The sequence below is a fragment of the Coleofasciculus sp. LEGE 07092 genome (genome assembly GCF_015207375.1).
In the GTDB taxonomy this organism is placed as follows: Bacteria; Cyanobacteriota; Cyanobacteriia; order Cyanobacteriales; family Coleofasciculaceae; genus LEGE-07092.
On the sequence record NZ_JADEWY010000101.1, the window covers coordinates 1 to 26,419 of the forward strand.

Here is a 26,419-nt window from a genome sequence, read left to right on the forward strand (position 1 = left end):
CCATTCCCCATTCCCCATTCCCTACTCCCTATATCTTTTCCATAACTAGGCAACGACACCTGTAATCCCAGCCAGCAGATCACAAACAGCCATTTCCGAAACTTGAGACTAAACATTAATAGCTGCTAGCTCCTCACAAATCCTTTCCCAAGCCGCAACGGGATCAGGAGCAGCGGTAATAGGTCGCCCGATAACCAGATAATCGGCACCTGCTTTAATAGCATCTACTGGTGTCATTGATCGCCGCTGATCGCCAGTATCTGACCAACTCGGTCGAACTCCCGGACATACTAAGAGAAAATCATCGCCACAAACCTGCCGAAGTTGCGCTACCTCTTGGGGTGAACAAACCACTCCATTCAACCCCGTCTCTTGCGCCAATAGCGCCATTTGCAGGACATATTCTGGCAACTCAACGGGAATTTTCAGATCAAAGGCTAAATCCCGCGAGTTCAAACTAGTCAGTAGGGTAATAGCGATTAAGTTTGGGGGTGGATATCCTGTGGTTTTCGCACTTTCAGCAACGGCGGCTACAGCTCCTTTCAGAGCAGCACGACCGACAACCCCGTGTATCGTGATTAAATCCACCCCATAAGCTGCGGCTGCTCGTACCGCCCCAGCGACAGTATTGGGTATATCGTGAAACTTGAGGTCAAGAAATATCCGCTTTTGGCGATTCTTGAGAAGGTGCAGAATTTCAGATCCGGTGCTGACAAATAGCTCTAGCCCGATTTTCCAGAAGGTGACTTGGGGCAACTGCTCTACTAGGGCGATCGCTTCTGCCTGAGTCGGAACATCCAATGGTACGATAATGCGCTCTGCTATTGACATGGAGAATGAGCTGTTGGGTACGGCGTATTCTTGACAATTCTAGAAAATTTGGGTCTTCCATTGAATGGTTTTTGCCTAATGCAAGAAATGGCGCACACCTGTGAAAACCATCGCCAAACCCAATTCATTTGCCGCCTGAATCGAATCTTTATCCCGCAAACTTCCCCCCGGTTGCACGATCGCTTCAATCCCTGCTGCTGCGGCTGTGCGTACCGAGTCATCGAAGGGGAAAAATCCATCACTGGCAAGAATACCTCCCTTGGCTTTCTCCCCAGCTTGTTCTAAAGCAATTTTTACTGAACCCACGCGATTCATTTGCCCAGCACCCACTCCCACAGTAGTGCGATCGCGTGTTACGACAATGGCATTAGATTTAACGTGTTTGGCAACCTTCCAAGCAAATAATAATTCCTCTATTTGATCAGGTGTCGGTTGTTTTTCCGTCACCACCTGCCAGTTATCGGGGGTTTCGGCAATATCATCGGCAGCTTGCACTAACAAACCCCCGGCAATGACTTTTACGGTATGCTTGGAACCTGTTTGCAAATCTGGCAGCAGCAAAACCCGTACCTTAGATTTTGCCGCGAGAATTTCTTTGGCATCTGAATCGCACTCTGGTGCGACTACACATTCTAAAAAGGTTTGGGTTAACGCCGTTGCAGTAGAAAGATCGATGGGGTAATTCAGCGCGACAATACTACCGAATGCGGAAACCGAGTCTGCGTGGAAGGCTTTTTCGTAAGCTTCAAATAAAGTCTTCCCCAATGCCACGCCGCAGGGATTGGTATGCTTGATAATGACGACGGCTGGGGAGTCGGCAAACTCAGTAATAATCCGTCGTGCTGCTTCTAAATCGACTAAGTTGTTGTAACTCAGTTCCTTTCCCTGAAGTTTGGTTGCTGCTGTCCAACCTGTGGGAACGGTTCCAGTTTGATACCAAGAGGCGGGTTGATGGGGGTTCTCGCCGTACCGTAGAGATTGAAGGAGTTGTCCGGCGAGGAAAAAATTGGTAGGGGATGGTTGATTGGTTTCTGCGTTTGCTGCTGCGGCTATATCAGATAAGTAGGATGCGATCGCTTGGTCGTAGGTTGCAGTATGGGAGAATGTCTCTATTGCACAAGCTTGACGGAACTCTAGGGAAGGTTCGTTTTCATGGTGGCGCAATTGAGCTAAGTAAGCGTCGTATTGGTTGGGATTGCAGAGTACTGTTAGGTGAGCATAATTTTTAGCCGATGCCCTTAGCATTGCTGGACCGCCGATATCGATCGTTTCGATAGCCTCTGATAAGGTAACATCTGGTTTAGCAATGGTTTGTTCAAAGGGATACAGGTTTACCACCACCAAATCAATGGGGCGAATCTGGTGTTCCTCCATTTCTGCCACATCTTGCGCTACATCGCGCCGTCCCAAAATGCCACCATGAATTCGGGGATGTAGGGTTTTGACTCGTCCGCCTAAAATTTCTGGAGATCCGGTGTAATCGGAAACTTTGGTAACGGGTAGTCCTGCCGCTTGCAGGGTTTTAGCAGTTCCCCCGCTGCTGATTAAATCAAAGCCAAATTCTTCAACCAGTTGACGGGCAAACTCAACTAACCCGGTTTTATCGGATACACTCAGCAGTGCCAAACGTGCCATGAACTCAATTCCTTAATCCTGCGATCGCACCTTTTTCAGGATATAGTGTTTGAGTTAATTTGGAACAAAAAATGCCCTTTGGTCAATGAGAGGCGATAGGCGAAAACCGGACGGAGCCAAGCGAGTATCGCGCTTTGGTCGTGCCAACAGCATCTGAAACCTGTGCAAGCCTCTGTTCTCAAGATCCAACGAAACGGCGTAGTCGGCTGCCATAGGCTCAAAAACCAGAGAGGACAGAACAAATCCTTGGAGCCAACTGCACCAATATTATCTGTGATAACCAAGAATATAGTTGCAATACTTTATCATTTAGTAGAAAATATACAGGATTAGTTAGAAAGAGATTGCAATTAAGCTTTGCCAATATTTATAAATGTCTCATCTACCCCTAGAGTCGAAGTTTAAACCTTGGAGTCGCCGCCGATTACTGAAATGGGGATTAGCCGGAACCGGAGTTACAGGGGGTGTATTGGCTTTGCGATCGCTCACTCACAAATCAACCCCATCGGTTAAGATACCCCCCATTGAAGAGAAAGCACTTTTGACAGCAGAGCCTAGCTTCAACCCGATGGATCTCTTGCGAGACTTTGATTACGGCACCATCAAGCATGAAAACGGACGCAAGATTCGGGAATTTGAGATGGTTGCTGGAAATTCTACACTACAGCTCAATAGTGCAGTTTCTTTTGTGAGTTGGAATTTTAATAATCGAGTACCCGGACCGACTTTAAGGGCGACGGAGGGCGATCGCATCCGTGTTATTTTCCGTAACCAAGGCGGACATTCCCACAGTATGCACTTTCATGGCACCCACCCCTCTGAGATGGATGGGGTGAAAGCTGTACGCAACGGCAAGGAAACCCTTTACGAGTTTGACGCCCTACCCTACGGTATCCATCTCTATCACTGCCATATCGCCCCAGTGACACGACATATCAGCAAAGGGCTATACGGGATGTTTATCATCGATCCACCCCAAGGGCGTCCACCCGCCGATGAGATGGTTCTGGTGATGGGGGGGTATGACATTAATAACGATAACCATAACGAACTTTATGCCTTTAATGGTTTCCCTGACTACTACATGACTCACCCTATCCCCATTTACCAGAATCAGCTCGTGCGTCTGTACGTCCTGAATATGATTGAGTTTGACGCGGCGGCAACCTTTCATTTACACGCGACGATGTTCCAGGTGTATCGCACAGGACGGACACTAACCCCCACCGAAGAAACCGATGTGATTACCATGGGTACTGCCGAGCGGTATATCCTGGAATTTTCCTACCCCTATCCCGGTCAGTATATGTTCCATCCGCACCAAGATGCGATCGCAGAAAACGGCTGCATGGGAATGTTTAACGTGATTCCCAGTTGAGCAATATTTATTTTTGATTAATTATTGCAATAGACTATCAATAGCATTAGACTAAGAACCGCGAATTTAAACCTTACTTGTTGCAAATAATTCTGAATAATGTCATCCATTCGTTTTTTATCGTTCATAGGTGTATCTGCTACTCTGATTGCCCTAACAAGCTGTGGTAACACCCAAACTCCCAGCCAAGTGACTTCCGAGGCAAACACCTCTCCCACGAATACCACCCAAACCACGGCAGAGAAACCTACTGCCACCGATGAGAATCAAGATGTTGACTATATGACCACTCTGGGGTTAATGAAAGGACATCTGTTGGTGGCGCAGGAACTCTTAGAGCAAGGGAAACCCGACCAAGCAGAGCCTCACATCGGTCATCCGGTTGAAGAACTTTATGCTGAGGTAGAAAAACAGTTACCGGAGCGCAATGTTAAAGAATTCAAAACCCCGTTGACCAAGTTACACGATCTAGTTAAATCTAAACCCAGTGCTTCTGAGGTTACGACTCAATACGATGCCGCTGTACAAGGAATTGATGAAGCGATTGCAGCAATACCTGCCGATAAGCGCCAGTCTCCTGAATTTGTCCTCAATGTGATTAACGAAATGCTGGATACTGCTGGCGAGGAGTACGACGCGGCAATCGCAAATGGCAAAATAGTTGAAGCTATAGAGTATCAAGACTCACGGGGATTTGTTATCTACGCCGACACTCTTTATCAAACTATAGCTGACCAAGTGAGCCAAGAAAACCCCGAAGCTCATCAGGCGATTGAATCTAGCTTGACAGACCTCAAGCAAGCGTGGCCCTCTGTTAACCCTCCCGATAATCCAGTAAAGACACCTGATGAGGTATCAAAGCTAATCAAAACCATTGAGGAGAATAGCCAGAAAATCTCAACCTAAGCCTGCCATCAACAGCTCATGTTGGCTGCCTTACAGCATAATTTGTTTTTTAGAGTTCCTTGAGTAGCTCTAAAGGATATCTGCTAGATTTTTTTGCCCAAACCCATCTGTGAGACTATCCGGATTTTTGAGGCACGTCTGGTAAAGACTGAGAACTATTCGGGTCACGTCATCTATCCCTAGAGGGAGGATAGTCAAGTTTACTGATTTTTGACAATAAAATTATTGTCTTGAAAAAGGTTCGGAAATTATCATTCTGAACAGTACCTAATAGGTGTGAGGAAATGGAACTATCTAGAACAGTGGAAAAGTCCCCGTTAAGCCATTCAGCCGTTTTGGGGATGGCACTTTTGATGGGGGCGGGTGCGATCGCAATTACAGTACCAGCAGTCGCTACAACGACTCAACCCAATCCGGACAGGGATACCTCTGCCCTGGTTAGAGAAAATGAGAAGGGGTTAGAGCTGCCTGATGTGAGCAGTATTGCCACTCAGCCTAAAATCAGTGAGTCTTCAGTTGCGGATATCCTATCAAAACCAGCAGTGATATCGGACACCGGACTTATAGAAGGAACGCTTGCAGAGGTAGGAATGCTGGTGCTGCCTTTAGATGAGGAGGAGGTGCCAGTCAGCACTGAGCAAACGGAAAAATTGGCACAAGTAGCAGAAATACCCAATCATACTGGTGATTCTAGTTTAATCGAAAAAATTAACCGCTACAGTAACGAAAGCAGCACAAATTCTCTCGACCAAGTGACCAATGTCTCTCAGTTACGGGATGTTTCGCCTGGAGACTGGGCGTATGAGGCATTGCGATCGCTCGTTGAACGCTACGGTTGTATTGCCGGATATCCTGATGGCACCTATCGGGGCAATCGAGCCTTAACCCGCTATGAATTTGCGGCGGGTTTGAATGCCTGTTTGCAGCAAATTGAACGTTTGATTGCAGGCAATGGCGGTGTTGACGGCGGCGATTTGGAAACCCTGCGACGGTTAATTCAGGAATTTGAAGCGGAACTGGCAACCCTAGGAGCACGGGTGGATAACTTAGAAGGGCGGGTGGCGTTTTTGGAAGATCACCAGTTTTCCACTACGACTAAGTTAGAAGGACAAGTGATTTTTGGATTGGGGAGTGTCATCACCGGAGAAGATGCCGATGGGAATGATATTGATAAAGTGCCAGTTTTTGGCAATCGGACGCGCCTGGAATTATTGACGAGTTTTACGGGAGAAGATTTGCTATTCACCCGACTGGCAACGGGCAACTTTCCCGAATTCTCTGAGGTGACTGGTACGTTTGAAGGCGAAATAGGTTTTGCCCAGCCTGATGATAATGATGTCGGTCTGGAAGTTTTATATTATCGGTTTCCGGTGGGTGAAAAAACAAATGTATGGATTGCGGCGAGTGGGGGGGCATCGGATGACTTTGCTAGCACCGTTAACCTCTTAGATGGAGATGGTGCTGAAGGTGCTGTATCCCTGTTTGGCACTCGCAACCCGATTTATTACCCATTTGGAGATGCAGGGATTGGCATTACCACGCAACTGAGCGATCGCTTAGAGTTAAGTGTGGGATATCAGGCAGGTGAGGCGAGTGAGCCATCCGAAGATAATGGTTTGTTTAATGGTCCTTACAGTGCTTTAGCCCAAGTCTTATTCCAACCCTTCGAGCGCCTCAACATTGGCTTGACCTACCTTCACGGTTACAATCAACTGGATACGGGTACAGGTAGCCGACTTTCTAATTTCCGCTCGTTTAGTGACGCTTTAACGACTGGTGATGAGGAACTGGTTCCTACATCCAGCAATTCCTATGGTGTGGAGTTATCGTGGCGGTTAAGCAATAGATTTGTTCTCGGAGGTTGGGCTGGCTATACTCAGGCAACTACTCTTTCTACTCTAAACGGGCAAATAGACCGAGGTGATTTAGATATTTGGAACTGGGCTGTTACTTTGGGTTTCCCGGATTTGGGTAAAGAGGGTAATCTAGCAGGCATTATTGTGGGGATGGAGCCGAAAGTTACTGGCTCTAGTGTTGAGCGTTTTGGAGGTGGTACTTTTGAAGATGAGGATACGTCCCTGCACGTTGAGGCATTTTATCAGTATCAGGTGACAGACAATATCGCCATTACGCCTGGGGTAATCTGGATTACTGCGCCTGACCATAATAGTGATAACAGTGATCTGGTGATTGGTACAATCCGAACTACCTTTAGTTTTTAGAGCCTTAATCTAAGAGTGCTAGAACTGGGTTTCTTTATATGTTTCCAGTCCGCACTTAGTTTCTAGAGCCCAAGGGTTTAGCCTTTGGGCTTAAGTTGACTTGCAGAAAGTTTTTCGGAGTCACATTGTTTCATCGCAGCGAGTTAGCTGCTTATGCAGAAGATCATGAATTTGTTAAAAGCTTGGATGAGACAACGGGTGGATTCCCGCTATACTTGCGTTTCCTGATTGATGATTTGAAAGAGGCGGCAACCAAAAATCAGGATGTGCAGGCGGTAGTTAGGAATAGTCCAGGAGGATTCAAAGCTTAGGGAGTTGCAAGAAAATAAGGTACTAATCAACCGGGGACAATCGTGATATCCCATTTGGGCAATGCCTCAGAACGCTGCCAGAAAGGATGGTACTGTTCTAACTCAGTTGGTAGGACTTTAATGCCTTTATCATAGATGGTTTCGACGTGATGCACAATTGGTGCAATGCCCTTCCAAGTCATATTGGCAGCCCACTGTCAACTGGAACTCCCCGACCTGACACTGTTTTAAGTTGACTCATTAATTTTACTTGCGACCTATCACAAAGAACGTTGTAATATCATGCCAGATTCCTTGGTATGTGGCTAACTTCTCAACTTCTGCCTTGAATTCTGCTTTCAATTGCTCGATTTGCTCATTGGGTAGGTGTAACAGAGGATGACCGTTTGAACAAAGCCATGTGCCTTTCCAATAGTTTTTGGCATCGTCGAGACTGAGATAACTACCAAATTGCTCGGTTTTTATATCGATGTTTTTAAATCCTATTTCTTGGAGAAAAGTATAACATTTTTCCGGACTGCCCAAAAGTTCATGAAGATTCGGCAATTCAAAGCCATACTTCGCGCATACTTTCATAATAACAGGTGTAAAAAATGATGTCGTAGACCAACAGGAAAAAGCGACAATTCCACCCGATTTTAGCCAGCGATGCCAATTGCGTAACGCTGCCGGGATATCACTGAGCAACACAATAGCAGTGGCACAAAAAATAGCATCAAACTGTTCATCCTCGAAGGTAATCGTTTCAGCATCCGCTTCAATCAGTTCGATATTTTGTAACCCGGTTGCTGCAATTTTGCGTCGTGCTTGCTTTAGCATACTGGTTGAAAAATCAACACCGATGACTTTACCTTTAGAACCAACTTTTTCAGCAGCAGCTATTGCGACAATAGCGGTTCCCGTTGCGATATCTAGAACCTGTTGTCCTGGTTGCAGTTGCGCCAATTCAACCAGAGGAATTGCTCGGCGGTAGGTAAAATCGTTGTCATAATTCGTTCGGGCATCGTACACTGCCCTGATTTCTTGTTTATATTCGTTGAGACTGGTCGGCTGGGTCATGAAATTGGTTTATTGTGGATTAAGAATAATACTTCTGCATATACTTTTTTTAGGTCATTAATATAGCAGTCTTCGTAACTCACTACAAGCATGGTGTAAAGAAGATAGTGCATTACTATAAAGTCCTTTAGGACATATCTCCCTGGCTAATTTGGTCGCTGATGCTTGAGCCAGATCGATGCTATTCATTTTTCTGATTTCTGGATGATTTTTATAATCTGTCGTTTCATCACAATTCTGATCAATATTAATATAATAGAACCAGGTTTCAATATTTCTAGCTGGTACAAAAATAGCGATTTTTTTATTAGGCAACCGGAGTTCTTGGTTTAGCTTACCTTCCTCCTCGTCTAAGGCTATATTGAGCGATCGAATTATATTACTTATACTATTATTATCTGCATCAATCATCACCACTACAGCACGATTTTGAAAATTTTTGCTCCTGTAGCTCTTGACGAGCGGTGCATAGTGTTTGATAACGAAATCATTATTATTGTTTAGTTTTCTTCCTTTAGGATTACCAAAGTCTTTGATTTTTCGATCTTCAAATTCGCAGCAGATAAGATACTGTCTTATAAATCGTTCGTGGGCAATATCTTCACATAAGATAACCACTTCTGGTGTTTGCTCTCTACTCGTCATAAATCCATCCAAGTTCGATTAGTTTGGCAAGGGATAATCCTGTATCTTGTTTATCTGTAATAGGTTTTAAGCGTATGATTCCATCATTTGCTTTCTCGAACCAATAACCTGAACTGCTAGCCAAATAGTTAATGAGTGCAGGGTGATGAGAAATTAGGATTGCTTGTCCGTGGCTATCCGTACCCGAACACTTATCGAAAAGTGTACGAAGCCAAGGCTGTATTTCTGGTAAAGCTAGATAATTCATTTCCTTGAATGTCTAATTCAAATTTTTGGATCAAGCGATTTTCCCATCAGGTTAAGTCTGTTCCTGGAAAAATTTGATGAACTTGCAACCTTTCCACAATGAAGTATCTCAGTTTCTGTAACGCTGTGAACACCGTAGTCTTGCCGGAACCATTTGCTCCCAGAAAAAGGCTAATATTATTCTCAAACTTTATTTCAAAGTTGACGAGACATCTAAAGTTATCAATATAAATTCTTTTTAACATAAGCTTGCTCCTTGTCTATCAGGAATGTTACTACAAAATGGTAGAGTGGGTTGGGCGCGAATTATTACTCTTAACGCCGTAACCCACCCATTAGGAGTTGTCCGTTACACGCCGATAACGTCCTCTACTGCTAATTAGTCATAGTTTCCATAGAGAAGACGATTCAAAATTTCTTGTCCTCTTCCATTGAACACTTGGACGCGAATAGCTCCCGGATCGCGGGGTTGCCATGCCACTTGATACCGAAAATCACCATTAGTCCAGGTATAAATTCGACGCTGAGGAGTACCTGAAACTCTCGCACCTTGCAAAGTCAAGGAATCCCCTGTTCTCAGGTTAGTTCCATAGTAGCTGAGAGCGTTTTCGTAGTAGTCAATACTGACAGACCATTCGCCATCGCTGTACATACCTATGGGCGCATTGGATTGGGCGACGACGGGAGTGTTGAGAGTCAAATCGGCGATCGCAGGTGCAGAAAAACCGAGAATGGTAGCCAGTGCTATAGCTTTCAAGTTCATGAGTTTCCCTCCGTTGCAGAACGTTAAAGAACTTTTGTACTATAGACTTCTACACCCTCAAGTGAACCGATTTCGCACGACTACAACAACTCTCTTACATCAGAAACTTTACCCTTAACCGCCGCCGCCACTACCATTGCTGGACTCATTAGCAAGGTTCTGCCAGTTGCTGAACCCTGACGCCCTTTAAAATTGCGGTTAGACGAAGATGCACTAATTTGATCGCCTTGGAGTTTGTCGGGATTCATCGCCAGACACATAGAACATCCCGGTTCACGCCACTCAAACCCCGCTTCGGTAAAGATTTTATCGAGTCCTTCCACTTCGGCTTCTTTTTTCACCCGTTCCGAACCAGGAACAACAAACGCCTTCACCCCTTCAGCAACTCGCCGTCCTTTAGCAAATTTAGCCGCTTCTCGCAAGTCACTGAGTCGTCCGTTGGTGCAGCTACCGACAAAGCAGACATCCACTTTTGTGCCTTGAATTGGCGTTCCTGGGGTGAGTTGCATATAGTGGTAAGCTTCTTGGGCGATCGCTCTTTCACTTTCTGCTAAAGTATCCGGTGTAGGAATCACTTCATTAACGGCAATTCCCTGTCCTGGAGTAATACCCCACGTTACTGTCGGTGCAATCTCTTCTGCATCAAAGATAACGACATCATCATAGATAGCATCCTCATCTGAGCGGATACTCGTCCACCATTCCACAGCTTTATCCCACTCTGCACTTTTAGGCGCAAAATCTTTACTTTTAAGGTATTCAAACGTTACCTCATCCGGGTTAATATAGCCACATCTGGCACCGCCTTCGATGGACATATTGCAGACGGTCATGCGTTCTTCCATGCTCATCTGTTCAAAGGTAGTGCCTGCAAATTCATAAGCATAGCCAACACCACCTTTCACGCCGAGGGTACGGATGATATGGAGTATTACATCTTTGGCATAAACGCCGGCAGGCAATTTGCCATTCACTTCAATTTTGCGAACTTTGAGCTTAGATAGTGCTAAAGTTTGGGATGCTAACACATCCCGGACTTGAGACGTACCGATGCCAAATGCGATCGCACCAAAGGCACCGTGAGTTGAGGTATGGGAATCGCCGCAAGCTATCGTCATTCCGGGTTGAGTTAACCCCTGTTCCGGTGCAATGACATGGACAATGCCCTGATTGCCCGACCCGATATTATAAAAGCGGATGCCATAGTCCTTACAGCTTTCCTCCAAGGATTGCATCATCTCTTCTGCCAGCACATCGACAAAAGGACGAGCTTGGTTATCGGTGGGAACGATATGATCGACGGTAGCAATAGTGCGATCGGGATACAGCACCTTCAGTCCCCTCTCCCGCAGCATCCCAAAGGCTTGGGGACTAGTGACTTCGTGGATTAAGTGTAAACCAACAAATAGTTGTGTTTGACCGGAAGGCAGAGTGCCGACGGTATGGTAGTCCCAAACTTTATCGAATAGTGTTCTCTCGCTCATCGTTAGAAGGCAGTGGTGCTTGATTTGAGGGTAGGTCGTTCGGTTAGATGCTTGAATATTCTATTGTAAAGCGATCGCGTTCCTCGTACCTAAGTGAGTAGAGCCTCAATCCTGGAATAAGCCAAGATTAATCTCTAAACTGGGTTATCCTATCGCTGAACTGCATTCTGCTAGACTAAAGCTACAACTACTTACCTCAAAGAGTAAATGTTGGTGTTTTACCTGAGCAGTAACCTTTGTTAGATTGGTATAGATTTTATTGTTAGGTATAACTCTTGAATTATGAGCGAGGCATCTTCATTGCACGAGATTATCAATGACAAAGAACCGTTCGACAGGTTAGTGGAAGAAATCGAAATGGTCATCATTACAAGCCGTAGAAAAAACTGTAAAGGGGTTTATTCAATTGAAAGGAAAAAATCCGCCAAAGATACACATTCTAAATAATCTCTTGGATCAAGCTGAACGTCTTGGCTTACCTCCATTAAATCGCTCACTTGTAAAGGATGTCCAATGTAGCCCAAGTGTGAGATATGATGAGCCTGTTGAGTTAAGTGATGCAGTTAATGCCTATCATTCAGCAGTAAAGATATGTCACCATGTGGCACTTCATTATAAGTGAATGGGACTGAAATAAGCCTCAAATGATAGCTGAAAGCCTTGAAAATTCGTAGGGTGGGCAGTGCCTACCATCCTTAAGTCAGTGCCATTCCATTATAAGTGACCATTTCCTATCCTGCACAAACAAATTTTATTAATACCCGAAAAGCTCAGACAAAATAATTAACTATCTATTTGAATGATTTAAACCTATCAACAAACCTGGATTCAGTTCCTGTAAACCGTTATTTATTTCAATCAATTCAATGGTTACTTCCCTCACTACACCCAATGATGTACAATTCTTCTCTTTAGAAGACTTTATCGCTAATCCCCCTGAACACACCGAATGGGTGGATGGCAAAGTGATTGAGAAAACAGGGATGACGTTTAAGCATGGTCTGGCTCAAGGTAAGCTAATCCGTTACTGGGGAGATTATATTGTCTCTAGCGGACAAGGGGGAGAAATTTGTGTAGAAACACTTTGCCGCACGAATAAGCAGGCGCGCCGTCCTGATGTGGCTTATATCACTGCTGAACTTCTAGAACAGTTTGGCAATAACTTTACCATTCTTCCCCAGAGTTTCTCGCTAATTGCAGAAGTGGCATCTCCCGATGATAGTGCTGAAGAATTATTTGCTAAATCTCAGGAGTATTTAGAATCAGGTTGTCAGGAAGTGTGGCTGCTGTTTCCTGAGAGTCGATTGATTCTACTCAATAGTCAAAATCGGTGGCAGTTGTTTAATACAGATGAAGTTATCACTAGTCAGACGGTGTTAACAGGATTTAGTGTGGCGGTAGCTGAATTATTAGCTTGAAACCTAGCTTTATTAGACATAAAATTATGAAAGAAGCTCTAAATTGCCGATTGCTGTGTCAGCAGCCGAAGTCATGTAACAGTTTTAGCGGCTGCTCAATGAAAAATGAAAAAAGTTTAAAGCGATCGCACGTCCTCAACCTCCTCTTTTACTGGGAATACAACAGCAAATCTACTCAGCAGCAATGGCTCAACTTATCCAAGCAAGTGAACTAACACTCTCACAAGTAGAAGATCAATTCAATCTCCGGCAAGTGCTAGACGAGCCGACTTTCTTCCGTGAGTGCCAGAATGACTTGCCAGAGTTGAGTGAGTCAGAAATACAAACTCTAGATCGGGTGAAAACAGAATTTATTTATCTCAACAAATACCCGATGTTAGAGGACTTGGTAAAAATGGTGATTTTATCGCCCCTGCTATCGTTAGCAGGATTTTACCGTCCTCCCCTTCGTCCAGTATTGGAAAAACGAGTAGATGTGCAAGTAGAGGATAGGGAGAGAACTGTTTGGGGACAAATTGATATTCTGCTATTACAGAAATTAGTTTGGGTGGCTGTTATTGAGTCAAAGCAAGCTGGGTTTTCCCTCAAGGATGCAACAGCCAAAACCTTGTTTTACATGATGGCAAATCCTGAGGCTGAACAAGCCACCTTTGGATTAGTTACCAATGGCAGTCATTTTATCTTCATCAAACTCTTACGAAGTGAGTTACCCCAGTATGCATTTTCAACAGAATTCTCTTTGTATCGGACAGAGAATGAGCTATACCCTGTATTCAGGATTTTGAAAGGCTTTGCTGAGTTGGCAACCAGGTAGCGATCGCACTTCCTCAAATTGCTACTGGCTTCAAGAAAGCGATCGCGCCCATGAACCAGCTTAATATCAACCTCTCTCTTGCTGTAAGTCACCAGATAAGGTTAAGTGATGTAAGTCCACTTTACTTACACTGATCCTCGCGGATGTCTGTTCCTTCCACCGTCACCGTTACTGTTCCAGGCACAACAGCTAATTTAGGACCGGGTTTTGACTGCATTGGGGCAGCCTTGACCCTGTACAATCAGTTTACGTTCACCCGCCTCAGTCCTGATACAGCAGAGTCAGAGAAAGGAGAATTCAAAATTATCGTCTCTGGTTTAGAAGCCAGTCGAGTCAAGACTGATGAAAGCAACCTTGCCTACCAAGCTTTTCTGAAGTTATACCAGTATCTGGGCTATGTCCCCCCACCGGTACAGATTGAGATAAAATTAAACGTGCCATTGGCAAGAGGGTTGGGAAGTTCAGCAACAGCAATTGTGGGTGGACTGATTGGTGCTAACTTGCTAGCAGGGGAGCCTTTAGATCCTCTGGAGGTGATGAAACTGGCGATCGCTATCGAAGGACACCCGGATAATGTTGTGCCTGCGCTGCTGGGGGGGTGCCGTTTGGCAGCAAGTGGTGAGGATGTTTTAAAGGTATGGGATATCTGTGACATTCCCTGGCATGGGGACATCGTGCCAGTTATCGCTATTCCAGATTTTGAACTTTCAACCCAAGAAGCGCGAAACGTTCTCCCCCCACAAGTCAGTCGCGCTGATGCGATTTTTAATATCGCTCATCTCGGTTTGCTGTTACGGGGGTTGGAAACGGGGCGGGGAGACTGGTTGCGTACTGCCTTACAAGACAAGTTACACCAGCCTTACCGACAAGCCTTGATTCCTGGTTATGAGTCGGTTCATTCAGCAGCCCTAAAAGCTGGGGCTTATGGGATGGCGATTAGTGGGGCTGGACCTACTTTAATCGCCTTAGTCGATTTGATGCAAGCAGAAGCCGTTGCCGTAGCAATGGCAGAAACTTGGAAGCAGAGGGGTATTACAGCCCAAACGCGATCGCTCTCCCTTGATTCCCAAGGAACCAGAAGCGTCATCGAATCTTCAACTTAGGACATCAAAGCATCGGTTCAATTCCTATCGCTGTAGGGATGCTTTGGGGTTTGCGCTTAACTAACGTACCAATCGCTAAAGTAATGATATCCCTGATGGAGCCTATCCCGGTGGGATATTGTTTTGACGCGACTCCCTTTACTTGTACAGGATGCTTTGCTGCTTGCACGAATTCACAACTAGAACGGTAAACACTCAATTTTGCCCTTGTAGGAACTTACAGAGGGGTAGATTCCTGCCGATGAAGGTATAAGATGCCGATTTTATCGGTTCTCGTACCGCAGCACAGAATTTTTTTATCCTTTTCATAAGTATTCCTGATAGTATGTACTCGGCAATGTTTTTAAGTTTTGTTAAAGTGATAGATGAAAGCCATGTATGTAGGATAAGAAGATTAAGATTTTTGCTTTTCTACAGCAAATTTAGCTAATTAATTGAGAGCATTTTTTCCCGTTTAATACTCCACACAAAAGCCATATTCGTCTGCATGGAACGACAAGATAAGTCCAATGCAGATAGTAACCAATCCAGTGAATAAGACATAGTTGAAATGAAGGAGTGCTACTAGGTGGCAAATACGAAAGATATGGTTTTACTAAAACAAGGAGCAGATAATTGGAATAGGTGGAGATTAGAAAGTATAGGTTTAGATCAAAACTCGAAGGAGGCTGACTTTCTTAAAGTTAGCTTTAGTAGAGTTGACCTCAGTGGCTCTAACCTTAGAGAATTGAATCTCAGAGGATTCAACCTGTGTCGGGCTAACCTCAGTAGGGCTAACCTCTGTGAGGCTAACCTCTGTGAGGCTAACCTCTGTGAGGCTATCTGTCACATGACGAATCTGCGAGGAGCTATCCTGATTAGGGCTAACCTTATCGAAGTTTTTCTCAGAAATGCCGACTTAACAGGTGCTAACCTCAGTGGGTCTGACCTAGCGGGTGCCAATCTCAGTGGGTCTAACTTGACGGGTGCCAATCTTTATGGTGCTAACCTCAAGGGAGCTATCCTTAGAAATAGTGATCTGAGCGATGCTAACCTTAATGGTGCCAACCTCAGTGGAGCTATTCTCAAGGGAGCCATTATTTCTAGAATTTAATTCCTGACATGAAAGGAGTACCTGTCTTTACCCGGAGCAACTTTCGGCTCCTCCCCTATCTCCCCTATCAACTCGGTTTCAATACTTCCCGTGAAAAATAAGTCCCCCTAGAAGCGATCGCAAAAATCATGACCGGACAAATTGCCTATCAGAGAGCAATCATTACCTGACCATTACAGTATTCGTTCTGTTCTCCTGTTCTACCTGAAACACGTTGGCGTGGAGATTAGCAATAATCTGCTGACCAGCTTCTGTCACTTTTAAGTAGTTCAAAGCGGGTTGGATGTACTTAAAGACGACATTCCGATAAAAGTATGGGAAGTTCCTACGCAAATCGCCAGGATTGCGATAGCCCAAGGTCTTATTTGCACCCGTTTCTTTAAACTCGTAGAATAAAGCTGGAATTTTTTTCAAGTAGCGGAGGTCGCTGAGTTGACCGATTAAATCGGCTGCACGAGTTAATCCAGGATAGTTCTCTGTATCCTTATAATAGTCATTTGCTGGCACTGGGAAACGGGTCAGTTCAATATTGCACTTCACCACATCCACATTAATCAACGGGTGAGAGCCAAAATACTCTTTGATAAAGAGCTTTCCCCGGTCTACATGATAAGGTGTCAGGCTGGCGTCTGTTGCCTCTTGAGGCAGTGCGATCATCATTCTCTCTAATCCGATTGCATACAATCGCTGGTCTTTTCGGTCATCCTGACAGATACCCCGAACATAGCCGATGTCGTGGCACAACCACGAGATGATTGAGTGCAACCAGTCTTCGCAAGAAATGCAACCTTCGCAAATTTGCTTGCCCCGCAGAACTTCCTGACCTACTAACGTTACCAAAATCGTATGTTCAACATTGTGATAGAGGGCATCGCTGTTGGCAATCTGTCCTAACGCCACATTTGCAACCCAGCCAATGAGTTCGGCATAGTCTGGCTTGACATTCCCGTAAGTCTGGCAGTAAGCAGCTTGCAAGCGCTCAACACAGTTACGAATCATCACCTCTGTAAAGCTCAACATCGCTCCTCCACCTAACAAAATCTTCAGTAGCTGAATTCGAGCAACTCAACCGAGTTAACTGTACAAACCATCTCTTGTGAACACCCCGAAGGCTAATGAATTTATCATTGTCACTGTCCCTAGGTTTGTTTGGAACACCTACCACTACTTTCCTTTACAGTTCATGAAATAAAAACCAGAAACACTCCCGAAAAGTTTATTTTTTTATAAATTTAAAAAAATATTGAATTTATAATAATCTACTAAGGATGTTAAACTCTCCCAAAACTAATGAAAGCTCATTCCTTCTTTCTTGTTATCTCATAAAAATCCATAAAAACTCAGGTTAGATTATGCCAATTTAAAAAGCAGCACATCTGCTTTGATAGGCTGAATAGAAATACACTGCCAAGGAGGAGGTGTCAGCATGAATCTTCACAGAAGAAAATAATTTAAAAACAGACAGATCAAGCCACATCAGATAAGCAAGTGTAGAGGTAGTGAGTCACAGGATTGTTCAAAACTTGAAACTAAAGTTTTGCTTAAAATTTCAAGGAAAATTTCAATCATATCATGAAGATATTTATCCTAAAAATCCGGAGTATGTAGAAAAATGGGTTACAAGTTAGCGATCGCAATTTGAAGGCGAGATCCCCGACTTCTTGGAGAAGTCGGGGATCTAAACTAAACTACCAGCGCTTGCTGTTTTGTTTCCAAAATCCATACAAAGCGATCGCATTTCACCGTTGGCGAGGATAGCGATCGCATCAATGACGCTAGGGATGAGGAAGAATAGACGGGTGGGTTTATTGAGCAGTTTTACACTAGAGACATTGAGGTTGGAAAATTACCCATGCCTGTGCCGGAAACGAACCCCCAGACAGCAACACCTGTATCAAGCCTCTATGAAACCGATTTCTACGCCTGGACGATTGAACAAGCGTCCTTACTCCGCAAACATCAGTGGAGTGAAGTTGACTTGCTCAATTTGATTGAGGAGATTGAATCGTTGGGAAAACAGCAACGTCAGGAACTGCGAAATCGGTTGAGTGTGTTGATTGGTCATTTACTCAAATGGGAGTACCAATCGCAACACCGTAGCCGTAGTTGGCTGGCAACAATTCGGGTGCAGCGTCGTGATACGTTACGATTACTGAAAGACAACCCCAGCCTAAAACCTTACCTTGAGGATGCACTAGCAGAAGCCTACGAGAATGGCAGAGATTTAGCAATGGGGGAAACTGATTTGCCCGAGGAAACTTTTCCGAAGACGTGTCCCTATAGTCTGACGGAAATTTTAGACAACAGCTTTTATCCTGGGGAAGCAAGTGAGTTGGTTAATGAATTGGAGTAAATGACGCTAGGGATGAGGAAGAATAGACGGGTGGGTTGATTGAGCAGTTCTACACTAGAGACATTGAGGTTGGAAAATTACCCATGCCTGTGCCGGAAACGAACCCCCAGACAGCAACACCTGTATCAAGCCTCTATGAAACCGATTTCTACGCCTGGACGATTGAACAAGCATCTTTACTTGGCAAACATCAGTGGAGTGAAGTTGACTTGCTCAATTTGATTGAGGAGATTGAATCGTTGGGGAAACAGCAACGTCAGGAACTGCGAAATCGGTTGAGTGTGTTGATTAGTCATTTAGTGAAATGGGAGTACCAATCGCAACACCGTAGCCGTAGTTGGTTGGCAACAATTCGGGTGCAGCGTCTGGATGTGTCCGAACTGCTTGAAGAGAATCCCAGTCTAAAACCTTACCTTGAGGATGCACTAGCAGAAGCCTACGAGAATGGCAGAGATTTAGCAATGGGAGAAACTGACTTACCAGAGGAAACTTTTCCGGAGATGTGTCCCTACAGTTTGACGGAAATTTTAGGCGATCGTTTTTATCCTGGGGAAGCGAGTGAGTTTGTTGGGGAATTGGAGTAGATGTATGTATAACTTGACGAATAGCCAAAAAGTTCTTCTAGGATGGTTCGTCCAGCAGGTCAATCAAGGACACCTATCTGAAGAATTTATAATCTCTTGGCTTTTGCAGGGTCCGTCCATTTCTGGTTACAGTGGAGAGGAACCACTGCCAGAGATAAAAAAAGGAGCTATAGAGGTACTTCATGCTGAGGGTTTGCTTTGGCGCGAAGATTTAGGAAATGATCGGCGATGCACTCTCACTGGTAAAGCCTTTGATGCTGTGGATAACAACTTCAATGTCCCAGACACATCTTTTGTTAAGCATCTAACGCCATTGGCAGATATCACTAATCTAGTAACGCCATTAGCAGATATCACTAATCTAGATGAGCAGTTGAAACAGCGATGCTTACCGATTTTAGGTGCTGGAAGTGTTGAGCCAAAGCTATGGGATTCTGCGGTACGTACAGTGGGAGTCATTTTAGAAGATCGCCTGAGAGATGTTGGCGGTATATCAGATGCTAATTGTGTTGGTCTAGCTCTCGTCAATAATGTTTTTAGTAACAAGGGTACTCTAGCATCCAAATTTTCAGTTGATGCTGAGAGGCAGGGATATCGAGATCTGTATGCAGGAATTGTTGGTGCTTTTCGTAATCCTTCTGCCCATCGTCTGGTCGATCCAACTCCAGAAGAAGGAGGAGCTTTTATTATATTTGTAAACCTTTTACTGAAAAAGTTAGAGGATTTGCGATAGGCGGCAGGTAAAGATTACAGTGTGATCGCACTGCTAAATCATTTCTTCAAGCGGAGTTGATACAATTACCTCTCGATACTCTGTTAGTAACTTTCGCCAAAATGTCCATAGTGATTCATTAGAACTTAACTTTGAAATACGTTCTAGAGCATCAGGATTGTCCTTAATTATGGCTATAAGGATTTTAAGTACCTCTTCTAATCTTACATAAGTACCAAGCTCAGTTGTGTAACGTTCAACTAACGCCAAATAGTGTTCTAAGTAATTAATTTTAATTAGAGAATCAGTTTGTATTTTGTCTGACCATTGCTCAAGCATTAATTTAATCAACTTAATAGGAATATCTTGCCGATTATTGAATTTCAATAAGTCCATTGTTTCCCAATTATTCGAGTTAAGTGAGTTAATTAACTCATTTGCAAAGCTTTCTTGCTCTGTTAAGGAAAGAGTGCTTGCTATCTTCCAAATCCCACACTTACGGAGAGCTGAGAGAGCAGGATTGACCTTATAACCATCGCAGGTTAACAAAATCTGTCTTGTTTCATTGAAAATTGCTTGACCAAATATCTCCCCATATTTGTCACCCAACACATCTTCAAAGTGTCCGCTACGCTGCATTGCTTCATTAATGGAAATCTCATTTAAAACATCATCTAGAAGGAATTTCGCAAGAGGAACAATATCAGCATATGCTAAAAACTTTTGGAAAAATTTACGGGAGATTCCTAACATCAGGAAGTCGAGGAACTCGGGTCTAAGGAATGTGTCAATTGCTTGTTGCGATCGCTCAGAAAGTTCATTGAGACATTCTGGGTAATTCAAAATGGCTTCTAAAGCCCTGATGCTTAGTCCTTTATCAGAAATGTAGTCATCCCAGTATGCCGAGATTTCAATCGGCAGTTGTAATTCAGCTTGAGTCCCCCACAAATTGATCACAAAGCAAAGGATGTTAAGTTCGTGTTCGCTGCTGCTGGGAGAATTGAGAGCTTGGAAAAGTTCTTTGATGAGTCGCGGTATTTGTTTTTGGTTGATTCGGCTTATCTTCTCGCTTACATCATTTTTGGCTGACACCAATTCATCCGCAAACAGTCGAGTAGAAAAAAAAGTAGGACTTTTTATCGCTTCGAGTAACTGATTAACGTAGAATGCACCCAATTGAGCAGGTTGAGACAACACAATGTCATAGAGTGTTCTGATAAAATAGCGAACTTCTTCAGGAGTTGGATCGAACAAAGTTCCTACATCATCAAATGAAGGGTGAGCATAGCGGTTTCTGGTTTTGCTAAGTGCCTCTAGGGTATCTGCTTCGTAGCGGCTAATCATGGCAACAGCTTTGGCTGCATGAATCAGCTCCATCTCCCAGTTTTTGTGATCTTCAATTTTAGGTTTTAGGTTGTTCCACTTACTGATTGCAGTGGATTCACGTTGATCTACCAGAATTTCAAATTTTTTGACGAGATCGAACATTGTTGCGATCCATACCGCAAGAATGGCACTGCGATAGTTGCCAACTCGATAGCTTTTAATCGATTCTTCTAGATACTTTTTAACCTGTGGATTTTTAACATTGACTAGAATTTCATCAAAATCAAGCATCATCTCCGTCTCAATTACTACTCAGCTCACTGTAAGTTGGGTTGATGCCAGGAAACCCAACATCTACTCCCGTCCCAATACTGCTCGGATAAGCCCTAATTCCTCTCCCCCAGCTTCCCCAGCTTCCTCAGCTCCCCTGCTTTTAAGAGCAACTCTCTTCTTAACCGAGCAGTATTGACTCCCGTCCAACATCAACGCCAAATTGCGCGATCGCACTTTAGCGTAGGCGAGGATAGCGATCGCACCTTCAGTCATGTCGTAAAAAAACTACTCATAATGAGTCCACATCCGCAAAATCTTCACCGTATCCTCTGACTCAATCACTTCATACACAAGACGATGCTGGATATTGATGCGCCGCGAGTAAGCACCAGCTAAATCACCCACCAGCTTTTCATAGGGCGGGGGATTCTGAAATGGATTGATTTCAATGACAATGATATCGAGTAGTGCTTGCGCCTTGTCTCGTAAGTTACTTTGAGCCAGCTTCTTTGCATCCTTCTGAGCCTGTTTTGTGTAGACAAGTTGCTTTCGTCACCACTCCAACTCCCGATAGCGTAGCGTTAGCGAGTCTTCGAGCGTCTCGCATTCTTCAATCGGAGTCGCCAAACCAGCACGAATCGATTCCCGCATTCCTGGTATCGAAAGTAGATAAAGCGTCTCCTGAATCGCCAACCAATCTGCTTCAGACAGTAAAATCGCATTGCTGCTTTGGGAAGTAATTACAATCGGCTGATGGGATTGACTAACGGCATCGATCAAATCTTGCAATCGCTGTTTGGCTTCATTAATAGGAATCATAGCCACCAACTGAGTAACGCTTAAACTAATTACACTTTCATCTATTATGAGCGATTAACGAGAGCTAGACGTGACGCTAGCGCTGCTGCTTACAGCAGATCGCACTCAACAGCTAACGACACACTTGAGCGGTGTCAAGCAACCTTGAACTCAATCATTTTGGGCTTTCGTCCGTTCGCTCCAACGAAGTACTAGGCTGCATTTTGGGAGCAACAGCTTGATTTTCTTGCATAACCCTGATCAGAAACCGTAGAGCCTCATTAACTGCATCAGCATTAGGAAACATCTCTGCAACATCAGGCTCTAAGCGTACAGTTGTTTTACCAAAACTCTTCCGTCCAGAGTTTAACTTTCTGACTCGTAGACTCTTTAAATCATATTCTAACCGCAGATCATCTGCCATGTCTTGCTTAACCCGTCGTAAAGAAATAAGAGGTATTTGGTATCGATAAGCGATCGCACACAAGACTATCTGAGAGACTCTACTCCGGCTAAACCTTTGAGCGTTTCCGGGAAGCTTTCCCCCTGTCTGGGAATGACACTGAGATTTGCATCGCTCTCCAGGATAACTGCTTCAACTTGATCTAACTTGCTATGTCCAGACTCCCGGATGGCGGCAACAATCTCCTCACGAGTGACTCGTTCAGCTTGCATTATTTTTTGCTGAAACTCGCCTCGAAAGAATAATACACTCGGAGTTGCTCGAACGAATTGGGAAACACCAGGCACAACCAGAGAAAGCTTTGTGACTACATACTGCAAGGCAAGGAGGAGGATAATAGCTTCTAACCCTTCAACAATGACAACATTCTTCAACACAATCATTGAGCCAACTATCGATCCAATCGCTATTGTAACGATCCAGTCGAAGTTATTCATCTTTGAGGTTGAGCGCTTCCCAAAAAGCCGAATGAAGAGGATTACGGCTACATAAACAATGGGTGCGGTAATTGCAATGCGTAAAATTCCCGCCCAGTCGTCAAAAAATATCATTACTTAACTCTGCGAATTTAGATTAACGCCTAACCCTACTGCATTTGCAGGGGTTTAATACTCTATCTGCGATAGTATTTGTGCATCGCTCTAAATCATCATTCCCCATTCCCCATTCCCCATAACAAATAAGGTGGGCAATACCCACCCTACGAATTCAGAAATTTTCACGGTTAGCGATCGCTCTTTCCATCTTCTCTAACACCAGAGCTACAGGAATAGCTCCTAAATCTTGAGACTGTTTTCCGGCTGTACGGGTGCGAATGCTGAGGCTGTCGGATTCTACTTCCTTTGCCCCTACAACTCCCATAACCGGAATTTTTTCCTTCTCGCCATTGCGAACCATTTTAGGCAAGCGATCGCCACTGGTATCAACTTCTACCCGAACGCCGAGCGATCGCATTTTCGCAGCGACTTCTTTGGCAAAGGGTAACTGCGCGTCACTAATTGGCAGCAATCGCGCTTGGACTGGCGCTAACCAGAAGGGGAAGTCTCCCGCATACTCCTCAATTAAAATCCCAACCAGCCGTTCCAGGGAACCAAAAGGCGCACGGTGAATCATTACCGGACGCTGACGAGTGCCGTCTTCTGCAACATATTCCAAGTCAAACCGCTCTGGTAAGTTGTAATCTACCTGTACCGTACCCAATTGCCACTCACGCTCTAGGGCATCTTGGAAGATAAAGTCGAGTTTTGGACCATAGAAAGCCGCTTCTCCAATACCTTCAAAGTGTTCCATTCCCATGGTTTCTACCGCGTGGCGAATGGCATTTTCTGCCTTGTTCCACGCTTCCTCAGAGCCAATGTACTTATCTGAGTTCGGGTCACGGAAACTCAAGCGTGCTTTAAAGTTAGAGAGATTCAACGTCTTGAACACGGACAGGGTTAAATCAACCACACTCAAAAATTCCGCCTCAAGCTGTTCTGGCGTGACAAATAAATGGGAGTCATCCTGAGTAAAACCGCGTACCCGCGTTAATCCCCCCAGTTCCCCCGATTGCTCATAGCGGTAGACTGTACCAAATTCAGCAAGACGCATTGGCAAATCCCGGTAGGAGCGCAACTCGTTCTTGTAAATTTGGATGTGGAAGGGGCAGTTCATCGGCTTGAGGACAAAGCCCTGTTCTGCTGCCGTTTCCTCCTCACCCGTCGGCATCATGGGGAACATATCCTCTTTATATTTCTGCCAATGACCAGAGGTTTTAAATAAATCCACTCTGGCGATGTGGGGGGTGACAACAGGCAGATAGCCGCGTTTGAGCTGTTCCTGCTTTAGGAAATCTTCGAGGAGAGAGCGCAATACTGCTCCTTTGGGCGTCCACAGGGGCAGTCCCGGTCCCACCAGGTCGGAAAAGATAAACAGTCCCAGTTCTTTACCCAGCTTGCGATGGTCGCGTTTAAGGGCTTCTTCTTTACGGCGCTTGTATTCTGCAAGCTGTTCTGGTGTTTCCCATGCCGTTCCGTAAATGCGCTGGAGCTGGGCTTTGGTCGCATCGCCCCGCCAGTAAGCACCGGCAACACTTTCCAAGTCAAATGCTTTGGGGTGTAAGTCTGCTGTGCTTTCCAGATGGGGACCGGCACACAAATCCCACCACTGATCACCGAGGTGGTAAATCGTAATCGGGTCTTCTAGTCCTTCTAGGATTTCCAGTTTGTAGGGTTCTTTAATATCCTTAATGCGGCGCTCGGCGTCCTCTCGACTTACCTGTTCCCGAATTACGGGCAACTTGCGATTGATGATTTTGATCATCTCTTTTCTAATCGCCTTCAGGTCTTGCTCCGTAAAGGGTTCAGGCTTGTCGAAGTCGTAGTAAAAACCCGTCTCAGTCCAAGGTCCGATAGTCACTTGGGCATCCCGAAAGAGCTTCTGCACCGCCATCGCCATGACGTGGGAGGTTGTATGGCGAATTTTTTTCAAAGATTCGGATTCACTAGTGCGGGGCAGCTTCACTTTTTCAAGCTGTTCTGGAGCTTCTGCGTTCGACATCGGCGACTGTTCCATTGAGCTAAGTTTGGAGGCAGATAAGAATTAACTAAAAAGCAGTAGAGATAGGTAGGGGTTTCACCCCTCTCCTGGAAGTGGGAGAGAAATTCTATTTTGCAGCTTTCTTACTCCCTATTCCCTACTCCTCTTTCCATGATACCCACGTTATTTAACCGATGCAGGTCGCCGGATTGTTAACGAAACCGCTAAGATTGTAAAGAAGTGTAACAAGAGGTAAGATAAAGCTTAAAGGTTTGGAACAATAATCGGTTTTAAATTCATGCCTCAATCTCAATCACCTGAACCCGAATTGCTTAAGGCAATACTGGAACCGCTTTTAGAAGATTTCCAATATTGGTTTGCGCGATCGCGCTCTTTATTAGAATCTGAAGATATTACCTTTTTGAGCCAAGACCAACAATCAGACTTACTTGAGCGAGTACAGCTTGCCCAAAAGGAAGTTAGCACTGCTCAGATGCTGTTTCAGGCTACCAACGGTCAAGTCGGCATCGAAACCGCTACGCTCTTACCATGGCATCGGTTGCTCCATGAGTGTTGGCAGGTTGGGATGCGGTGGCGCTCTGGGACTTCTGCGGCACCAGCACCGGAAATATCAGGAGATGACAACGTTAAACCCAATGAGTGATCACATCTCTGTCTACTTTTGATAAGCTGAACTGACTACCCATAAAAAAGTAATTTCTTTACCAAAATCTAAGACAAGAGACTTAGAGACAACTATTTGAATCTGGAGGATTATGCCATGTTACACCTACTGTATGTGGTTGCCTTTACGGTTATCGCGTTTCTGGCAATTGGGAATTTGATTCGCAGCTTGTTCACGTTGAGCATTGAGTCTCAACACCGTTACTCACCAGCAGGTAGAACACCCTTTGGGATGTCTCGCTCCCACGGGTATTCTGTACCTCACCCAGAGCTGTTGGATAATAGTGGCAACCCAACTAACGAACCGCTATTGGTAATGCGTTCAATAACTGTTGAAGATGCTCGTTCTCAGTTAGATGCCTTGTACAATTCTTCTCCCGGTATCGGAGTTGATAAACAGGAAGAACTTTAGTTCGTGACGGCTAAATTAAATCATTCAGTTCCTACTGACTGTAAGAGGAAACTTAAAAGGGGAGAGTGATTTTAGCTTTTCCCTTATTTTACATTTGAAAGGATGTCTGAAAAGTGCTATAGCGGTTCTCGCTTGCGTGAGGTACATTTTTAGAGATGAAACCCTTACTGGGCAAGCATTGGTTGTACCTCATACATTTGAAAAAGGCTATATAGAGTTCATAAAAACAAAAAAGAGAGTCACCTAAGCGGCTCTCTTGATTATCAGGGTGCATCTACTACATCACACTATAGCGTGATGGTATGGGGGGTGTCACCCCCTATTCGTCAAAATTCATGACAAAACTAGATGAATAGCTTGGACAAGGGGACAAGGGAGTAGTTTTTCTC

Annotated in this window: 30 protein-coding genes and 2 pseudogenes; 15 read left to right on the forward strand and 17 right to left on the reverse strand. The window is 44.6% G+C overall.

Annotated elements, in window-relative coordinates; all coding sequences use genetic code 11:
* Positions 1 to 108 precede the first annotated feature (108 nt).
* Together pyrF and purH are read right to left on the reverse strand one after the other, a co-directional pair.
* On the reverse strand, positions 109 to 831 hold the full coding sequence (pyrF, locus tag IQ257_RS21500) for an orotidine-5'-phosphate decarboxylase (protein WP_193876356.1): 723 nt from the start codon (positions 829 to 831) through the stop codon (positions 109 to 111).
* Between the two features lie 75 nt (positions 832 to 906).
* Positions 907 to 2,466: a bifunctional phosphoribosylaminoimidazolecarboxamide formyltransferase/IMP cyclohydrolase gene (purH, locus tag IQ257_RS21505; RefSeq protein WP_193876358.1), complete on the reverse strand. Its 1,560-nt coding sequence runs from the start codon at positions 2,464 to 2,466 to the stop codon at positions 907 to 909.
* 373 nt (positions 2,467 to 2,839) lie between these two features.
* On the opposite strand from purH, the gene IQ257_RS21510 reads away from it, so the two are divergent.
* From IQ257_RS21510 to IQ257_RS21525, 4 genes are all read left to right on the forward strand, one after another.
* Positions 2,840 to 3,844, forward strand: coding sequence for a multicopper oxidase domain-containing protein (locus IQ257_RS21510; RefSeq protein ID WP_193876361.1), 1,005 nt, complete (start codon positions 2,840 to 2,842; stop codon positions 3,842 to 3,844).
* A gap of 99 nt (positions 3,845 to 3,943) precedes the next feature.
* Positions 3,944 to 4,750: a hypothetical protein gene (locus tag IQ257_RS21515; RefSeq protein WP_193876363.1), complete on the forward strand. Its 807-nt coding sequence runs from the start codon at positions 3,944 to 3,946 to the stop codon at positions 4,748 to 4,750.
* Between the two features lie 284 nt (positions 4,751 to 5,034).
* Entirely contained in the window at positions 5,035 to 6,972 is a 1,938-nt protein-coding gene (locus IQ257_RS21520) for an iron uptake porin (RefSeq protein ID WP_228060899.1), read from the forward strand.
* A gap of 125 nt (positions 6,973 to 7,097) precedes the next feature.
* Positions 7,098 to 7,283 carry a hypothetical protein gene (locus IQ257_RS21525; protein WP_193876365.1) on the forward strand — a complete coding sequence of 62 codons (186 nt, stop codon included), beginning with the start codon at positions 7,098 to 7,100 and terminating at the stop codon, positions 7,281 to 7,283.
* A gap of 26 nt (positions 7,284 to 7,309) precedes the next feature.
* Here IQ257_RS21525 and IQ257_RS21530 read toward each other — a convergent pair whose 3' ends face one another.
* The 7 genes from IQ257_RS21530 to leuC form a co-directional block, all read right to left on the reverse strand.
* Positions 7,310 to 7,465, reverse strand: a complete 156-nt coding sequence (locus IQ257_RS21530; RefSeq protein WP_193876367.1) for a hypothetical protein — start codon at positions 7,463 to 7,465, stop codon at positions 7,310 to 7,312.
* Positions 7,466 to 7,529: 64 nt separating this feature from the next.
* Positions 7,530 to 8,342, reverse strand: a complete 813-nt coding sequence (locus IQ257_RS21535) for a class I SAM-dependent methyltransferase (protein WP_193876369.1) — start codon at positions 8,340 to 8,342, stop codon at positions 7,530 to 7,532.
* A gap of 57 nt (positions 8,343 to 8,399) precedes the next feature.
* The gene (locus IQ257_RS21540) at positions 8,400 to 8,987 is read right to left on the reverse strand and encodes a hypothetical protein (protein ID WP_193876371.1); all 588 of its coding nucleotides are present in this window, start codon (positions 8,985 to 8,987) and stop codon (positions 8,400 to 8,402) included.
* Positions 8,977 to 9,234: a hypothetical protein gene (locus IQ257_RS30250; protein ID WP_228060900.1), complete on the reverse strand. Its 258-nt coding sequence runs from the start codon at positions 9,232 to 9,234 to the stop codon at positions 8,977 to 8,979. The genes IQ257_RS21540 and IQ257_RS30250 overlap by 11 nt, the downstream gene beginning before the upstream one ends.
* A 46-nt stretch (positions 9,235 to 9,280) precedes the next feature.
* Positions 9,281 to 9,478 (reverse strand): AAA family ATPase, encoded by a 198-nt coding sequence (locus IQ257_RS30255; RefSeq protein ID WP_228060901.1) that lies wholly within the window; start codon positions 9,476 to 9,478, stop codon positions 9,281 to 9,283.
* Between the two features lie 134 nt (positions 9,479 to 9,612).
* A complete protein-coding gene (locus IQ257_RS21550) occupies positions 9,613 to 9,996 on the reverse strand; it encodes a hypothetical protein (RefSeq protein ID WP_193876373.1) in 384 nt (127 codons plus the stop codon).
* A gap of 80 nt (positions 9,997 to 10,076) precedes the next feature.
* The gene (leuC, locus tag IQ257_RS21555) at positions 10,077 to 11,480 is read right to left on the reverse strand and encodes a 3-isopropylmalate dehydratase large subunit (RefSeq protein ID WP_193876375.1); all 1,404 of its coding nucleotides are present in this window, start codon (positions 11,478 to 11,480) and stop codon (positions 10,077 to 10,079) included.
* Positions 11,481 to 11,862: 382 nt separating this feature from the next.
* Between leuC and IQ257_RS31630 the strand changes: the two are divergent.
* The 6 genes and pseudogenes from IQ257_RS31630 to IQ257_RS21585 form a co-directional block, all read left to right on the forward strand.
* Positions 11,863 to 12,102 (forward strand): annotated as a pseudogene (locus tag IQ257_RS31630) (hypothetical protein); the annotation flags it as partial.
* Positions 12,103 to 12,346: 244 nt separating this feature from the next.
* A complete protein-coding gene (locus IQ257_RS21565; RefSeq protein ID WP_193876379.1) occupies positions 12,347 to 12,898 on the forward strand; it encodes a Uma2 family endonuclease in 552 nt (183 codons plus the stop codon).
* A gap of 26 nt (positions 12,899 to 12,924) precedes the next feature.
* Entirely contained in the window at positions 12,925 to 13,113 is a 189-nt protein-coding gene (locus tag IQ257_RS21570; protein ID WP_193876381.1) for a hypothetical protein, read from the forward strand.
* Positions 13,083 to 13,712 carry a restriction endonuclease subunit R gene (locus tag IQ257_RS21575; protein ID WP_193876383.1) on the forward strand — a complete coding sequence of 210 codons (630 nt, stop codon included), beginning with the start codon at positions 13,083 to 13,085 and terminating at the stop codon, positions 13,710 to 13,712. Before IQ257_RS21570 ends, IQ257_RS21575 begins: the two co-directional genes overlap by 31 nt.
* A gap of 143 nt (positions 13,713 to 13,855) precedes the next feature.
* On the forward strand, positions 13,856 to 14,815 hold the full coding sequence (gene thrB / locus IQ257_RS21580) for a homoserine kinase (RefSeq protein ID WP_193876385.1): 960 nt from the start codon (positions 13,856 to 13,858) through the stop codon (positions 14,813 to 14,815).
* Between the two features lie 568 nt (positions 14,816 to 15,383).
* Positions 15,384 to 15,908, forward strand: a complete 525-nt coding sequence (locus IQ257_RS21585) for a pentapeptide repeat-containing protein (RefSeq protein WP_193876387.1) — start codon at positions 15,384 to 15,386, stop codon at positions 15,906 to 15,908.
* A 162-nt stretch (positions 15,909 to 16,070) separates the two neighbouring features.
* Here IQ257_RS21585 and IQ257_RS21590 read toward each other — a convergent pair whose 3' ends face one another.
* Entirely contained in the window at positions 16,071 to 16,928 is an 858-nt protein-coding gene (locus IQ257_RS21590; protein WP_193876389.1) for an Npun_R2479 family HD domain-containing metalloprotein, read from the reverse strand.
* A gap of 832 nt (positions 16,929 to 17,760) precedes the next feature.
* Here IQ257_RS21590 and IQ257_RS21595 point away from each other — a divergent pair.
* From IQ257_RS21595 to IQ257_RS21605, 3 genes are all read left to right on the forward strand, one after another.
* Positions 17,761 to 18,261, forward strand: a complete 501-nt coding sequence (locus tag IQ257_RS21595) for a DUF29 domain-containing protein (RefSeq protein ID WP_193876391.1) — start codon at positions 17,761 to 17,763, stop codon at positions 18,259 to 18,261.
* Between the two features lie 83 nt (positions 18,262 to 18,344).
* The gene (locus IQ257_RS21600) at positions 18,345 to 18,845 is read left to right on the forward strand and encodes a DUF29 domain-containing protein (protein ID WP_193876393.1); all 501 of its coding nucleotides are present in this window, start codon (positions 18,345 to 18,347) and stop codon (positions 18,843 to 18,845) included.
* 4 nt (positions 18,846 to 18,849) lie between these two features.
* Positions 18,850 to 19,578 (forward strand): TIGR02391 family protein, encoded by a 729-nt coding sequence (locus IQ257_RS21605; protein WP_193876395.1) that lies wholly within the window; start codon positions 18,850 to 18,852, stop codon positions 19,576 to 19,578.
* A gap of 33 nt (positions 19,579 to 19,611) precedes the next feature.
* On the opposite strand, the gene IQ257_RS21610 is transcribed toward IQ257_RS21605, so the two are convergent.
* From IQ257_RS21610 to thrS, 7 genes and pseudogenes are all read right to left on the reverse strand, one after another.
* Positions 19,612 to 21,177, reverse strand: coding sequence for a hypothetical protein (locus tag IQ257_RS21610; protein WP_193876397.1), 1,566 nt, complete (start codon positions 21,175 to 21,177; stop codon positions 19,612 to 19,614).
* Between the two features lie 60 nt (positions 21,178 to 21,237).
* A complete protein-coding gene (locus IQ257_RS21615; protein ID WP_193876399.1) occupies positions 21,238 to 21,429 on the reverse strand; it encodes a hypothetical protein in 192 nt (63 codons plus the stop codon).
* A gap of 12 nt (positions 21,430 to 21,441) precedes the next feature.
* A pseudogene (locus IQ257_RS21620) lies at positions 21,442 to 21,699 on the reverse strand (Txe/YoeB family addiction module toxin); the annotation flags it as partial.
* Between the two features lie 9 nt (positions 21,700 to 21,708).
* A complete protein-coding gene (locus IQ257_RS21625) occupies positions 21,709 to 21,975 on the reverse strand; it encodes a type II toxin-antitoxin system Phd/YefM family antitoxin (protein ID WP_193876401.1) in 267 nt (88 codons plus the stop codon).
* A gap of 154 nt (positions 21,976 to 22,129) precedes the next feature.
* On the reverse strand, positions 22,130 to 22,378 hold the full coding sequence (locus IQ257_RS31635) for a hypothetical protein (protein WP_369076444.1): 249 nt from the start codon (positions 22,376 to 22,378) through the stop codon (positions 22,130 to 22,132).
* Positions 22,379 to 22,443: 65 nt separating this feature from the next.
* A complete protein-coding gene (locus IQ257_RS21630) occupies positions 22,444 to 22,968 on the reverse strand; it encodes a DUF421 domain-containing protein (protein ID WP_193876403.1) in 525 nt (174 codons plus the stop codon).
* Between the two features lie 157 nt (positions 22,969 to 23,125).
* Positions 23,126 to 24,970 carry a threonine--tRNA ligase gene (gene thrS, locus IQ257_RS21635; RefSeq protein WP_193876405.1) on the reverse strand — a complete coding sequence of 615 codons (1,845 nt, stop codon included), beginning with the start codon at positions 24,968 to 24,970 and terminating at the stop codon, positions 23,126 to 23,128.
* 262 nt (positions 24,971 to 25,232) lie between these two features.
* Here thrS and IQ257_RS21640 point away from each other — a divergent pair, with 262 nt between their 5' ends.
* Together IQ257_RS21640 and IQ257_RS21645 are read left to right on the forward strand one after the other, a co-directional pair.
* Positions 25,233 to 25,598: a DUF2605 domain-containing protein gene (locus IQ257_RS21640; protein WP_193876408.1), complete on the forward strand. Its 366-nt coding sequence runs from the start codon at positions 25,233 to 25,235 to the stop codon at positions 25,596 to 25,598.
* Between the two features lie 117 nt (positions 25,599 to 25,715).
* Entirely contained in the window at positions 25,716 to 26,030 is a 315-nt protein-coding gene (locus IQ257_RS21645; protein WP_193876410.1) for a DUF2973 domain-containing protein, read from the forward strand.
* The last annotated feature ends 389 nt before the right edge of the window (positions 26,031 to 26,419 follow it).